The organism is Kitasatospora azatica KCTC 9699 (assembly GCF_000744785.1).
Lineage (GTDB): Bacteria > Actinomycetota > Actinomycetes > Streptomycetales > Streptomycetaceae > Kitasatospora > Kitasatospora azatica.
Genome location: NZ_JQMO01000003.1, coordinates 4,854,513 through 4,867,390, shown reverse-complemented (window position 1 = coordinate 4,867,390; position 12,878 = coordinate 4,854,513). Strand labels below are relative to the sequence as shown.

Annotated in this window: 12 protein-coding genes; 8 read left to right on the top strand and 4 right to left on the bottom strand. The window is 72.7% G+C overall.

What is annotated here, in order from left to right; translation table 11 throughout:
* Positions 1-22: 22 nt before the first annotated feature.
* Complete coding sequence (locus BR98_RS32285; RefSeq protein ID WP_035850488.1) at positions 23-1,060, top strand: agmatine deiminase family protein; 1,038 nt, start codon at positions 23-25, stop codon at positions 1,058-1,060.
* Positions 1,061-1,067: 7 nt separating this feature from the next.
* Here the strand turns inward: BR98_RS32285 and BR98_RS32280 are convergent, their stop codons facing one another.
* Positions 1,068-1,820 (bottom strand): peptidoglycan recognition protein family protein, encoded by a 753-nt coding sequence (locus BR98_RS32280; protein ID WP_051970607.1) that lies wholly within the window; start codon positions 1,818-1,820, stop codon positions 1,068-1,070.
* Positions 1,821-2,115: 295 nt separating this feature from the next.
* On the opposite strand from BR98_RS32280, the gene BR98_RS32275 reads away from it, so the two are divergent.
* Positions 2,116-2,718 (top strand): TetR/AcrR family transcriptional regulator, encoded by a 603-nt coding sequence (locus BR98_RS32275; protein ID WP_035850476.1) that lies wholly within the window; start codon positions 2,116-2,118, stop codon positions 2,716-2,718.
* Here BR98_RS32275 and BR98_RS32270 read toward each other — a convergent pair whose 3' ends face one another.
* Positions 2,719-3,975: a protein phosphatase 2C domain-containing protein gene (locus tag BR98_RS32270; RefSeq protein ID WP_035850473.1), complete on the bottom strand. Its 1,257-nt coding sequence runs from the start codon at positions 3,973-3,975 to the stop codon at positions 2,719-2,721. It abuts the gene before it with no gap.
* A 202-nt stretch (positions 3,976-4,177) separates the two neighbouring features.
* Here BR98_RS32270 and BR98_RS32265 point away from each other — a divergent pair, with 202 nt between their 5' ends.
* The 4 genes from BR98_RS32265 (at position 4,178) to BR98_RS32250 (ending at position 6,920) form a co-directional block, all read left to right on the top strand.
* The gene (locus BR98_RS32265; RefSeq protein ID WP_035850469.1) at positions 4,178-4,648 is read left to right on the top strand and encodes a hypothetical protein; all 471 of its coding nucleotides are present in this window, start codon (positions 4,178-4,180) and stop codon (positions 4,646-4,648) included.
* A 218-nt stretch (positions 4,649-4,866) separates the two neighbouring features.
* Positions 4,867-5,532, top strand: coding sequence for a DUF3105 domain-containing protein (locus BR98_RS32260; RefSeq protein WP_035854573.1), 666 nt, complete (start codon positions 4,867-4,869; stop codon positions 5,530-5,532).
* Complete coding sequence (locus tag BR98_RS32255; protein ID WP_051970605.1) at positions 5,529-6,200, top strand: DUF305 domain-containing protein; 672 nt, start codon at positions 5,529-5,531, stop codon at positions 6,198-6,200. Before BR98_RS32260 ends, BR98_RS32255 begins: the two co-directional genes overlap by 4 nt.
* Positions 6,201-6,407: 207 nt before the next feature.
* Positions 6,408-6,920 carry a MarR family winged helix-turn-helix transcriptional regulator gene (locus tag BR98_RS32250; RefSeq protein ID WP_051971236.1) on the top strand — a complete coding sequence of 171 codons (513 nt, stop codon included), beginning with the start codon at positions 6,408-6,410 and terminating at the stop codon, positions 6,918-6,920.
* Between the two features lie 60 nt (positions 6,921-6,980).
* Here the strand turns inward: BR98_RS32250 and BR98_RS32245 are convergent, their stop codons facing one another.
* Positions 6,981-8,516: an AlkA N-terminal domain-containing protein gene (locus tag BR98_RS32245; protein WP_035850468.1), complete on the bottom strand. Its 1,536-nt coding sequence runs from the start codon at positions 8,514-8,516 to the stop codon at positions 6,981-6,983.
* 113 nt (positions 8,517-8,629) lie between these two features.
* Here BR98_RS32245 and BR98_RS32240 point away from each other — a divergent pair, with 113 nt between their 5' ends.
* Both BR98_RS32240 and BR98_RS32235 read left to right on the top strand, forming a co-directional pair.
* Complete coding sequence (locus BR98_RS32240; RefSeq protein ID WP_232247758.1) at positions 8,630-9,718, top strand: LacI family DNA-binding transcriptional regulator; 1,089 nt, start codon at positions 8,630-8,632, stop codon at positions 9,716-9,718.
* Positions 9,719-9,985: 267 nt separating this feature from the next.
* The gene (locus BR98_RS32235) at positions 9,986-11,539 is read left to right on the top strand and encodes a carbohydrate-binding protein (protein ID WP_232247756.1); all 1,554 of its coding nucleotides are present in this window, start codon (positions 9,986-9,988) and stop codon (positions 11,537-11,539) included.
* 52 nt (positions 11,540-11,591) lie between these two features.
* Here BR98_RS32235 and rsgA read toward each other — a convergent pair whose 3' ends face one another.
* Positions 11,592-12,710: a ribosome small subunit-dependent GTPase A gene (gene rsgA, locus BR98_RS32230; RefSeq protein ID WP_051970602.1), complete on the bottom strand. Its 1,119-nt coding sequence runs from the start codon at positions 12,708-12,710 to the stop codon at positions 11,592-11,594.
* Between the last annotated feature and the right edge of the window lie 168 nt (positions 12,711-12,878).

The following is a 12,878-nucleotide window of genomic DNA, read 5'->3' as shown; positions in this document are numbered from 1 at the left end:
TCACCTCTTAGGACTTGTTCTGATGACCACCCCCTCCGCTCTCGGTTTCTCGATGCCCGCCGAATGGCACCCGCACGAGCGCACCTGGATGGCCTTCCCCACCGACAACCAGACCTTCGACAACCCCGAGGACCTGCACGCGGCCCGCCTCGCCTGGGCAAAGGTGGCCAACACCATCGTCCGCTACGAGCCGGTGACGCTGATCGTCAACCTCGGCGAGACCAAGGCCGCGCAGGAGTACGTCTCCGCGGAGGTCGAGATCGTCGAGCGCCCGCTGGACGACGCCTGGATGCGCGACATCGGCCCCACCTTCCTGCTCGGGCCCGACGGTCAACTCGCCGCCGCCGACTGGATCTTCAACGGCTGGGGCGCCCAGTCCTGGGCCAACTGGGAGCACGACCAGCACATCGCCGAACACATCAGCGAGCTGACGGGTGTCCAGCGCTTCGCCTCCCGCCTGATCAACGAGGGCGGCGGCATCCACGTGGACGGCGAGGGCACGGTACTGGTCACCGAGACCGTCCAGCTCGGCGAGGGCCGCAACTCCGACTGGACCAAGGAACAGGTCGAGGCCGAGCTGCACGCCCACCTCGGCACCACCAAGGCGATCTGGCTCCCCCGTGGACTCACCCGCGACTACGACGAGTTCGGCACCCGCGGCCACATCGACATCGTGGCCTCCTTCGTCCGCCCCGGCGTCGTCCTCGCCCACGTCCAGCCCGACCCCGCCCACCCCGACCACACCGTCTGCCAGGAACTGGTCGCCATCCTGCGCGCCTCGACCGACGCCCAGGGCCGCCAGCTGGAGGTCATCGAAGTCCCGGCCCCCACCGCCCTGCACGACGAGGACGGCGAGCCGGTCGACTACTCCTACATCAACCACTACGTCGCCAACGGCGCCGTGATCCTCTGCGCCTTCAACGACCCCCGCGACGAGGAAGCAGCAGCCATCCTCGCCGAGGCCTTCCCCGACCGCACCGTCGAGCTGGTCGACGCCCGCGAGATCTTCGCCAACGGCGGCGGCATCCACTGCATCACCCAGCAGCAGCCGAAGGCCTGACACACCGTCAGCTCAGCGGCCGCTCCCAGGAAGCCCGCCAGGTCTCTGGCCCGACAACCCCGTCGACAGTCAACGGCCAGCCGTTCGCGGTGGAGTCCTGCTGGAATTGCTCGCAGACGCTCCTGCTCTGCTCGCCGTACCAGCCGTCCACCGTGAGCGGCCAGCCGCGGTCGGCGATCCGCTGCTGCCAGGTACGGACGTTGTCGTCGTGCAGCAGCGGGTCCTGGAGCTGCAGGTACTCCCCCGGCCACGGCGGCGCCGACTGCGCCCCGGTCCCGCCGCCACCCCTGACCCCGCCAGCGCCACCGCCGGGGCGGGGAGCGCCGGCCTGAACCCAGGCGTAGAGCGGGTCGCCGGGGCAGTCGGTGGCGTACCCGTCCCGGTGCCCCTTGATCTCGGGCCCCGCCCCGCCGTATTGCTGCAACCACTCGATGGCGTCACGCAGGCCGTTGAGCAACGCGTCCGTCGGCTGCGTCAGACCGGAATCCCCGATCATCCCGCAGACCGCGTAGTGCGCGCGGTTGAGCGGCTGGTTGCCGTTCGCGCCGGTCTCGTGGTGCAGGCCGCGGCCTTCGAAGACATAGCCATGACAACAAACCAAGGCATTGTAGGCGACGTCGATCCAACCCTCGCTGGTGTTCGCCAGATGAGCGGCCTGGATGTCCCGCACCCGCCCCGCGCACCATTCATGATGGTCCGGCAGGTCAGCGGGTACCTCGGTCCCCTCGTAATGGACCTTCACACCCTGGGTGCTCGCCATGTACGTCCAGCCACTCCTGGGCGGTTGGGCACCCCACGCCGCGCGAGTCACAAGTTGCACGGGCCACCTCCTCTCCGTGGACGAATCACCTCGACGGTATGGCCGCAGGGTAGCGATCTGAGCCACTCCGGCAAGCCTTCCCACGAACGAGTGACGAGATCCCGTAGACAGTCGGACTGGTCACCTCGACCTTCCACCCGTCCGCGGACTCGGTGGGCCGGCCGTCCGGCGGGCCTGAGCCCGCGCCGTAGGCTGGAGCGATTGCCTCGGCACTACCCCCAAGGAGCACGCCGCCATGACCGACCCCCGCCCTCGGCGACCCGCGCGGCCGCGGGAGGAGGTGCTCGCGGTGGCGATGGGGGCGATCGCGGAGCACGGGTTGGCGAAGCTGACCATGGCGGGGTTGGGGAAGCAGCTGGGGATGAGTGCGGGGCATCTCCTCTATTACTTCGGGAGCAAGGACCAGCTGCTGCTGGAGACCCTGCGGTGGAGTGAGGAGCAGCTCGGGGAGCGGCGGCGGGTGGCGCTGGCGCGGGGCGGTGCGTGGGAGCGGTTCGCGGCGTATGCGGAGTTGTACCTGGCGGACGGGCCGGGGGATCCGCGGTGGATCCTGTGGGTCGAGGTGTGGGGGCGCTCGCCTGCCAGTGCGGAGATCCGGGCCGGGCAGCTGGAGATCGAGGCGCCCTGGCAGGCGGATCTGGAGGCGTTGATCGAGGACGGGGTGGCGGCCGGGGAGTTCCGGCCGGGGTCGGCGGAGGAGCGGGCGGTGCAACTGCGCGCGGTGTTGGACGGGTTCTCGGTGCCGCTGGCGATCGGGCTGCCGGGGGCGGACCGGGAGCGGTCGGCGGCGCGGGTGCGGGCGGTGGCGGCGGCGCTGCTGGGCACGGCCGGCGGCTGATCAGTCGGTCCAGAGGGCAGCGGCGGTGCGGTCGTCGGCGAAGCCCTTGGCGCGGACCTGGACTTGGCGCAGGAAGTCGACGGAGCCGGGCGGGTGCGGGTGGGACCAGTGGGTGGCCAGGAAGTGGGCGACGGCCGGCTCCTCGGCGATCGGCTCGGCCAGTCCCGGTGAGCAGAGCAGCAGGATGTCGCCGGGGGTGGTGGGGACCAGTCGGAACCGGAACGGGCGCGGCTCGGGGACGCTGATCGGGCCGTCGGGGTGGTGCAGCAGGCGGGCGGCGTAGGCGTCGATCCAGTGGCCGGCGCGGAGCAGGTAGAGGCCGCCGGTCCCGAGGCCGAAGGCGGCCCGGTGGGTAGCGGCCGGGTCGAGTGAGACCAGCAGGCAGTGCAGCGAGCCGGCCTCGGGTGTCGAGGCGCGCAGGCCGGCGGCGGCCCGGGCGGTGAGGCGCTGCAGTCCGTAGCGGAGCCGGTCGCGGGCGCCCTCGCGCAGGTCGGCGGCGAGTTCGGCGCGGCTGCGGCCGATCGCCTCGGCAAGCTGCTCGGCGGCCCGGCGGACGGTGTCGGGGAGTGGGCCCTGCGGGTCGGTCTCGGCGCGCGGATCGGCGACCGGGCGGGCGCGGCTGCCCAGGACGGCGAGCAGCAGGCCGTCGGGGGCCTCGCCGAAGCGGGTGACCAGCAGCGCGTCGCCGCGCGGTTCGCCCCGGTAGCGGGCGGAGTCGCCGCGGATCGAGGCGGCGCGCAGGGTGAATCCGGGGTACTGGGCACCGTCGAGGACGGTGTCGGGGACGACGACGGCCACCCGCTCGGGGTGGGCGGCGGGGACCGCGGTGGGCTCGGGTCCGTAGGTGGGCGGGCGGGAGCCGATGTGCGGGGCGGAGGCGGAAGCGGGGGCGGCGGACTCGAGGGCGGAGGTGGCTGGGCGGTCGGGCTTGGTGAGGGAGACGGGGGTGAGCGGGCCGGGTTCGGGCTCGGGCTCGGGAGCGGGTTCGGGAGCCGCAGCGGGTTCGGGTGCCACGACGGCCGCTGGTTCAGGTTCCGGCGCCACCGCCTCAGGCCCCGGCGCGTCCTCCTCCTCCCCGCTGCGCTGGCGCCCGATCAGCCCGACCACCGAGGCGATCGAGTCGAACCAGTCGTCCACGCTCCCCTCGCCCGCCTCCGCGTCGGGGGTGTCGGGGAGGCCGCCGGCCGGTCCCTGGTAGACCCTGCCCCACCAGCCGTCCTCCGGCCGCCCCTGTACGGGTGCGCCCTGGTTGCTCATCCGGCGGCTCCTGTCGGTCTGTTCGGGCCGGGCGATCTCGTCATTCTCCCCGGCCCGGAGCCCGCTGTCCGGGCTTTCCGCAGGATGGATGTCACCCGCGACCCGCGGTATTAATCCGAAAGAAGGGACCGGAGAGGGGGACCGCTTCACCCACTCGGCTGATTAATATGTGCGCATGACCGCGCCAGGACCTGTCCGACCGATGCCGGGGAGCGCCGCTTCCGCGGGCCGCCCGGTCGGCGTGTCGTGGTCCTGGGCGCTGCCGCTGGTCGGGCTACTGGTCGCGCTGCTGGTGACGCTCCCCAATGCGAGCTCGGCCGGCGCCGCGCCGGCTCACGCTCCGGAGCACGCCGCGCCCGTGGCGGAGCACCCCAAACCCGCCACCGGTCACAGCAGCCCCGTCGCTCACAGCTCCGTGCACGCCCCGTCGCCCCTGGTGCCGCCGACCCTGTGCGCCGCCGACGGCTCCCAGCCCGCCCCTGGGCACGGCTGCTCCAGCCACCCCTGCCCGGGCCAGGACGCCCAGCTGCCGAACGCTCCGCCGCAGCCCGGCGCGGCCAACCTGCCGCTGCTGGTGCCGCCGAGCGCGCCTGCGGCGCCCAAGCCGGCGAGCGCCGTCGACCGGCCGGGGCGCACTCCCGATCTCCACCTGCTCCAGGTCAATCGGACCTAAGCGGAACCCCGCCGGTCCCGTCCGATCCCGTCACCACCGATCGTCACCGACGGTCGTCCCGGTGCCGCGGCCGGACGGCCGACCTGCGGTCTCCCCCTCCCTCCGCACCACCTCATTCCGCCGCGCGCAGACCGCCGGCGGGGACAAGGAAGATCTCCGTGGGTTCCGCTTCGAAGCAGACCAACCAGAACGGCTCCGGCAAGCAGGCCGAGCAGCTGGTGACCTCCCGCTCGGCCAAGGGCAAGGGCGGCGGCAAGCAGGCCACCGCCGACCGCCGCGAGCGGATCGCCCAGCTGCGGGCCGAGGAGCAGCGCCGCGAGAAGCGGATGAAGGTCATCGCCTTCTCGGTGGCCGGCGTGCTGATCGCGGGCACCGTCGGCGCGGGCATCTACATCATCCAGAACGCCAACGCCAAGCACGACAAGCAGGTGGCGGCCGCCAAGGCGCCGATCCCGGGCGTGAAGACCTGGGACAAGCTCAGCCGCACCCACGTCCAGACGCCGGTCAGCTACCCGATGACCCCGCCGGTCGGCGGCGACCACAACCCGGTCTGGCTGACCTGCATGGGCAACGTGTACGACAAGCCGGTGCAGAACGAGAACGCGGTGCACTCGCTGGAGCACGGCGCGGTCTGGGTGACCTACAACGACAAGGCCTCGCAGGACGACATCAAGACGCTCTCCGACAAGGTCAAGGCCACCCCGTACACGATGATGAGCCCGTACCCGACGGAGACCGGCACCATCACGCTGAGCGCCTGGGGCACCCAGCTGGTGGTGGACAGCGCGAAGGACCCGCGGGTCGAGGAGTTCCTCACCAAGTACGTCCAGGGTCCGCAGACCCAGGAGCCCGGGGCGTCCTGCAGCTCCGGCGCGATGCAGTGACCGCCGACCAGCCGGTCACCGAGGACCCGAGCGCTCCCCGGCGTCGGCGCACGCTCTGGTGGCCGGCCGCGCTGGCGGCGGCCGTCGCGCTCTGCCTGGGCGTGCCGGCCCTGGTGGCGAGCGGTTCCTCGGCCTCCGGCTCGGCGGCGGCCGCCCCGGCCACCGACTCGCCCGAGGCCGGGTTCGCCCGCGACATGGCCACCCATCACCAGCAGGCGATCGACCTGTCGTTCATCGTCCGTGACCGGACCGACAACGCCGAGGTCCGCAACCTGGCCTTCGACGTCATCAACACCCAGGCCAACCAGCGGGGCATGATGATGGGCTGGCTGGACCAGTGGGGGCTCACCCAGAACTCCCCGGCCAAGCCGATGGCCTGGATGAAGATGGACTACCAGGCGCACGACGGCTCGCTGATGCCCGGCATGGCCACCAACACCCAGCTGGACCAGCTGCGGAAGCTGAGCGGTGCTCAGGCGGAGGTCTTCTACCTGCAGCTGATGATCGAGCACCACAAGGGCGGCGCCGGGATGGCCCAGGGCTACGTGGACGAGGCGCAGAACGCGACCGAGAAGCGGCTGGCCCAGTCGATGGTCACGGCGCAGACCTCGGAGATCCAGCTGATGACGGACATGCTCGCCGAGCGCGGCGCCAAGCCGCTGTCCTGATCAGCCGGCCCAGCCGCGCACCCGGACACCCGGACACCCCGGCCGATGGCGATCGGGGACTCCGACCGGCGGCGCACCTCGGCACCCCGGCCGACGGCGCACCTCGGCACCCCGGCCGACGGCGCATCTCGGTACCCCGGCCCGCCCTGGCCGGGGTACCCGCGTCTGCCGCCGGAACCCCGCAGCCGACCCGATACGCTGTCCGCCATGCCCACCGATCACGCAGCTCCGACCAGCGAGGCCGCTCTGAGCAGCGGCGAAGGGGCCGCGATCGAGCGCGCGCAGCGGTTGACGGACGTCGTCACCCGGCTGCGCCGGGCGCTGCGCAGCAGCATCCGCACGGACTACCCGTGGGAGTCGCTGCCGATGGCGCAGGTGGAGCTGCTGCAGACGCTGGCCGCGGCGCCGTTGCGGGTCGGGGAGCTGGCGGCGCGTCAGCGGCTGGCGCCGAACACGGTCAGCGGCCTGGTCGGCAAGCTGCTGGACGCCGGGTTCGTGGATCGCCAGCCCGACCCGGGTGACCGGCGCACGGCGCGGATCGGCCTCACCGAGGCGGGGCAGCAGCAGCTGACGGACTGGCGCGGGGCCCATGAGCGCCGGATCGCGGCCGCGCTGGACACCCTCTCCCCCGCCGACCAGTCCGTGGTGATGGCGGCGCTGCCGGCGCTGGACCGGCTCGCGAAGGCGCTGGCCGGCGGCTCGGGCCCGAGCGGGCACTGACCGAGCAGGCACTGACCTCGCCAGCCTGACCCCCGCTTCACCCGCCCGTGTGCCCCCGCGTCACACCCCGCCGGCCAACGCCCAGAGCTGGTGCACGGCGTACGAGCGCCAGGGCGCCCAGGCGGTGGCACTCGCCGCAGCCGACTTCGGGTCGCCGGTCAGGCCCAGCCGCTGCAGCCCGTGCCGCACTCCGACGTCGCCGGGCAGGAACACGTCGGGGTCACCGAGCGCCCGCATCCGCAGGTATCCGACCGTCCAGGGGCCGATGCCGCGCAGCGCCAGCAGTTCGGCGGCGGCCTGCTCGCGGTCCACGCCGGGGTCCAGTCGGAGCGTCCCGTCGGCGAGGGCCGCGCACAGGCCGCGCACCGCGTTCTGCCGGGAGACGGGCATCGCCAGGTCCGCCGGGTCGGCCTCGGCGAGCGCGGCGGCGGTCGGGAAGAGCACGCTCAGGCCACCGCTCGGCTCGGGCAGCGGCACGCCGTAACGGGCCGCCAGCCGGCCGGCCAGGGTGCGGGCGGCGGCGACCGTGATCTGCTGCCCCAGCACCGCGCGCACGGCGAGCTCGTGCGGGTCGACGTGGCCGGGCGAGCGCAGTCCGGGCCGTGCGGCGACGGCGGGGCCGAGCACGGGGTCGTCGCCGAGCTGCTCGGCGACGGTCTGCGGGTCGGCGTCCAGGTCGAAGAGTGCGCGCAGCCGGTGCACGGCGGTGGTCAGGTCGCGCAGCTCGGTCAGCCGGAGCCGGCAGTCCAGCCACCCCCGGGTCGGCGGCACGCCTTCGCCCAGTGAGTCCACCTCGACGATCGCGGGGCCGTGCGGGAGGGCGAGGGTGCGACGGTAGGTCCGGATCCCGCGCTTGCCGCCCGCGACGACCTCCTCCACGCCCGGCACGGCGCGCAGTGCGAGGAAGTCCATCAGGTGCTCGGTGTCGATCGGGCCCCGGTAGGCCAGGCGCAGGCTCAGTGCTCCCGGGGCCGCCTCGGCGGCCGCGCTCACCTCGGCGCGCAGGCCGCTCGGGGTGCGGTCGTAGACCTCGCGGACGGTGTCGTTGAACTGGCGGACGGAGGCGAAACCCGCCGCGAACGCCACCTCGGTGACGGGCAGTCGGGTGGTCTGCAGCAGCAGCCGGGCGGCCTGTGCCCGCTGGGCCCGGGCCAGCGCGATCGGTCCGGCGCCGAGTTCGGCGGTGAGCTGGCGCTGCACCTGCCGCGCGCTGTATCCGAGCCGGGCCGCCAGGCCGGCCACCCCTTCGCGGTCCACCACTCCGTCGCCGATCAGCCGCATCGCCCGGCCGACCAGGTCGGCCCGGTGGTTCCACTCCGGTGACTCGGGCACCGAGTCGGGCCGGCAGCGCCGGCAGGCTCGGAAGCCGGCGCCCTGGGCGGCTGCGGCGGTCGGGTAGAAGGTGCAGTTGGCCCGCTTGGGTGTGACCGCGGGGCAGCTCGGCCGGCAGTAGATCCCGGTGGTGGTGACAGCGGTGAAGAAGATCCCGTCGAAGCGGGCGTCTCGGCTGTCCACGGCTCGGTAGCGGGTCTCGTCGTCGATCACGCCGTCCAGTCTGCTCCACCGTGCGGGCATCGACTGGCGGGAATCGGACATCGGCGTCCGGGCCTGGCCAGGCCGAGCCGGTTGAGAGAGCGCTCTCAGTAGCAGGAGGCCACCCGCTACGCTGATCCTTCCGAGTCGTGCACCACCGAGTAGAGGAGATCCGGGTGACCGACCAGCCGTCGATCGAACAGGTGGGCAACGGCCCGACGCCCAGCCGGATCGTCCGCCCGACGCTGGAGGCCGTCGCCGAACTCGCGGGCGTCTCCCGCGCCACCGCCTCCCGGGTGATCAACGGCGGGGCCGGCGTACGGGAACCGCTGCGCGAGCGGGTGCGACTGGCCGTCGACGAGCTCGGCTACGTCCCCAACCTGGCCGCCCGCACCCTGGTCACCCGGCGCAACCAGGCGATCGGGGTGGTGGTCGCCGAGCCGGAGAGCCGGCTCTTCTCCGACCCGTTCTTCGCCCAGCAGCTGCGCGGAATCAGTCGCGAACTCGCGGCGGCCGACAACCAGATGGTGCTGCTGCTGATCGCCGACCAGAGCGACTACACCCGGGTCGGCCACTACCTGGCCGGCGGCCACGTGGACGGCGCCCTGCTGTTCTCGCTGCACCAGGCCGACCCGCTGCCGTCGATGGCCCGCCGGGTCGGTCTGCCCACGGTGATCGGCGGCCGCCCGGGCTGGCCCGGCGCCGAGCAGGACCAGGACCTGCTCTACGTCGACAGCGACAACCGCGGCGGTGCCCGACTGGCGGTCGAGCACCTGCTCTCGCTCGGGCGGCGCCGGATCGCCACCATCACCGGTCCGTTGGACCAGACCTCCTCGATCGACCGGCTGGACGGCTACCGCGACCTGCTGCCGGACGGCGATCCCGGCCTGATCGCCGAGGCCGACTTCACGCCCGACGGCGGCGGCCTCGCGATGGCCGAACTGCTCGATCGCCGACCGGACTTGGACGCCGTGTTCGCCGCCTCCGACTCGATGGCCTCCGGCGCCCTGCGGGTACTGCGCGACCGCGGCCGACGGGTGCCGCAGGACGTGGCCGTGGTGGGCTTCGACGACGTCGAGTCGGTGGCCGCCTGGACCGATCCCCCGCTGACCACGGTCCGTCAGGACATCGAGGGAATGGGCCGCCTGATGGCACGCCTGCTGCTGCGCAAGCTCGCCGCGGCGGCGGAGCCGGTTCCGGGCCGGGTCAGCGCACTCTCCTCGGTGATCACCCCGACCCACCTGGTGCACCGCGAGTCGGCCTGAGGTCGGCAGCAATCGCTGAGAGCGCTCTCAAGAGGAGCATGACGAGACCTCGCCACAGCTGTCAAGGCCCGGCGTTTCTCCACTAAGTGAACATGGCCGGGGCGCTTGACCCGACCCCGGTCATGACACACACTCCATAACTGGCAGGTGATGGGCCATCAGATCGCTTGAGAGCGCTTCCAATCCTGCCTCGGACAGCCCCACCATCGTCGCGTCCGAGCCCCCATCTCCTTCACTTCCTGTATGAACAGTCCGGGTTGACGACGCATGCCCAGAGAGGCCCCCACCATGCGCAGGACCATCCCGCACTCCCCCGCGGCCGGCGCGCGCAGACGCCGACCGCTCGCACTGCTGACCGCCCTCGCCCTCCCGCTGGCCGGCCTGCTCGGCCTGGTCGGCGGGACCGGCACCGGCACCGCCGCAGCGGGCAACGTGCCACCCGCGCCCAGTGGTTGGAGCACCGTCTTCAGCGACGACTTCACCGGCGCCGCCGGTACCGGTCTCAACACCGCCAACTGGCTCTACGACATCGGCACCAGCTACCCCGGCGGCGCGGGCAACTGGGGCACCGGCGAGATCGAGACGGTCACCAACTCGACCGCCAACGTCTACCAGGACGGCGGCGGACACCTCGTCATCAAGCCGATCCGGGACGCCGCCGGCAACTGGACCTCGGGCCGGGTGGAGACCCAGCGCACCGACTTCGCCGCACCTCCCGGCGGCCAACTGCAGATCAGCGCCTCGATCCAGCAGCCCGACCCGGCCAACGGACTGGGCTACTGGCCGGCCTTCTGGGCGCTGGGCGCGGCGGCCCGGCCGGTCGGTGCCACCAACTGGCCCGGCATCGGCGAACTCGACGTGATGGAGGACGTCAACGCGCTCAGCCAGCACTCCACCACCCTGCACTGCGGTGTCGATCCGGGCGGCCCGTGCAACGAGACCACCGGGATCGGCAGCGGACTGCAGGCCTGCCCGGGCTGCCAGACCGGCTACCACACCTACTCGGTGATCCTCGACCGCACCAACACCGCTGCCGAGCAGCTGCGCTTCTACCTGGACGGGACCCAGACCTTCACCGTCAACGAGAGCCAAGTCCCGGTCGCCACCTGGCAGGCCGCGGTGGACCACGGCTTCTTCGCCATCTTCAACGTCGCCATCGGCGGGGCCTATCCCAACGCGATCTGCGGCTGCGGCTCACCCTCGGCGGCAACCAGCTCGGGGGCGGGAATGAGCGTGGACTGGTTCGCGGTCTACCAGACGGGCGGCGGCAGCACGCCCACCCCGACACCCACTTCCACGCCTACCCCCACGCCCACACCCACGCCTACCCCCACGCCCACACCCACGCCCTCGCCGACCGGATCCGGTGGCGGCACCAACTGCGCCCAACTCGCCACCGCCGACATCTCCGCCGACTGCTACGCCGCCGCCCAACTCGGCTCGGCCACCCGGACCGGCACGGGTGACAGCAACCCGCCCGGGGTGGACGGCAACCAGCTGGCCCAGCTCTCCGACGGCGCCTACCTGCGCTACGACAACGTCGACTTCGGCAGCGCCGGCTCCACCCAGTTCGACGCCCGGGTCGCCTCCGGCGCCGCCGGCGGGGTGAGCGGACTGGTCAACGTGGTGCTGGACAGTCCGGCGAACGCGCCGATCGGCTCGTTCGCCGTCGCCAACACCGGTGGCTGGTCCGCCTGGCGCACGGTGCCGGCAAACATCTCCCGCACCACCGGCAAGCACACCGTGTACCTGAAGTTCAGCTCCGGCGCGGTCGGCCAACCGTACGTCAGCCTGCACTGGTTCACCTTCCCGGCGAACTAGCCGCACGCAGGGCGGGGCACCGGACGGATGAGCCGGTGCCCCTATCCCGCGATCAGCTGGCGCCGGGAGCGCGCGAGCCGTGCCAGGGGCGGATGTTGCCGCGCGCGGCCTTGGAGCGCTGCTTCCACAGGTTGGCGCGCTCCTTGGCGAGGCGGGCGTCGGCGCGGGAGGCGATCCACTCGTTCTCGCGCTGGAGCTTGAGGTAGCTCTCCCAGCGACGGTGGGCGAGGGTGCCGTCGGCCAGCGCGGCCCGGACGGCGCAGCCGGGCTCGGACTGGTGCGAGCAGTCCGGGAAGCGGCACTGCGCCGCGAACTCCTCGATCTCGGCGAAGGCCTGCTGCAGCCCCTCGCCACCGTAGAGGCCGACGCCACGCAGGCCGGGGGTGTCGATCAGCACTCCGCCGCCGGGCAGCGCGAACAGCTCGCGGGTGGTGGTGGTGTGCCGCCCCTTCTCGTCGCTGTCGCGGGTCTGCTGAACGGTCATCACCTGATGCCCGGCCAGCGCGTTGGTCAGCGTGGACTTGCCCGCGCCGGACTGGCCGATCAGCGCGGTGGTGGCGCCCATGCAGGCCCGCAGCACGTCCAGGCCGGCGCCGGTCTCGGCGCTGACCACCAGCACGGTGACGCCGGGCGCGACGCGCTCGACGTCCTCGCGGACGAACTCGGCGTCGCTCACCAGGTCGGCCTTGGTGAGCACGACCAGCGGCTCGGCGCCGCTCTCGTAGGCGAGCGCCAGGAAGCGCTCGACCCGGCCGAGGTCGGGTTCGGCCGCCAATGAGGAGGCGATCAGGACGGTGTCGACGTTGGCGGCCAGCACCTGGCCCTCGGAGGTCTTGCCGGCGACCTTGCGGACGATCGCGGTACGGCGCGGCAGGACGGCACTGACCGCGATCATCGGTTCGGCGGCGAGGTCGATCGCCACCCAGTCACCGGTGCACGGATTGTCCACGGCCTCGGCGCCGCTGACCGGACGGGTGTCGGCCCGTACGGTGCGCACCTCGCCGGTCTCGGGGTCGGCGACCAGCACGTCGGCCTGGCCGCGATCGACGCGGGCCAGTCGTCCGGGGGTCAGCCCCGCCTCGGCGAGGGGGGCGAAGAGCTCGTCGAGCTCGGGGGTCCAGCCGTAGCCGGAGAGGGAAGAGAGAACGTCAGAAGCGAATGCCTCGAACAACGCGGTGAAGCCCTTCGGGAGGAAGTTTTCCCGGGGCTGAGCGAAACGTCAGCCGGCGGCCGGGAGGAAGAGGGGAGTACGAGTGCTGCCCTGGGCAGCCGTGAGCGCGGCGACAACCATCGGGCCCACCTCCTGCTTCTGTTTCCCGGACCGGATCAACGGTCCTGG

What these genes read in the sequence shown, in the direction of transcription:
- BR98_RS32280 (WP_051970607.1), bottom strand. Translation starts at nt 1,820, where the DNA reads ATGGCGAGCACCCAGGGTGTGAAGGTCCATTACGAGGGGACCGAGGTA.
- BR98_RS32270 (WP_035850473.1), bottom strand. Translation starts at nt 3,975, where the DNA reads ATGAGCAACCAGGGCGCACCCGTACAGGGGCGGCCGGAGGACGGCTGG.
- BR98_RS32265 (WP_035850469.1), top strand. Translation starts at nt 4,178, where the DNA reads ATGCCGGGGAGCGCCGCTTCCGCGGGCCGCCCGGTCGGCGTGTCGTGG.
- BR98_RS32285 (WP_035850488.1), top strand. Translation starts at nt 23, where the DNA reads ATGACCACCCCCTCCGCTCTCGGTTTCTCGATGCCCGCCGAATGGCAC.
- BR98_RS32235 (WP_232247756.1), top strand. Translation starts at nt 9,986, where the DNA reads ATGCCCAGAGAGGCCCCCACCATGCGCAGGACCATCCCGCACTCCCCC.
- BR98_RS32245 (WP_035850468.1), bottom strand. Translation starts at nt 8,516, where the DNA reads ATGTCCGATTCCCGCCAGTCGATGCCCGCACGGTGGAGCAGACTGGAC.
- BR98_RS32275 (WP_035850476.1), top strand. Translation starts at nt 2,116, where the DNA reads ATGACCGACCCCCGCCCTCGGCGACCCGCGCGGCCGCGGGAGGAGGTG.
- BR98_RS32250 (WP_051971236.1), top strand. Translation starts at nt 6,408, where the DNA reads ATGCCCACCGATCACGCAGCTCCGACCAGCGAGGCCGCTCTGAGCAGC.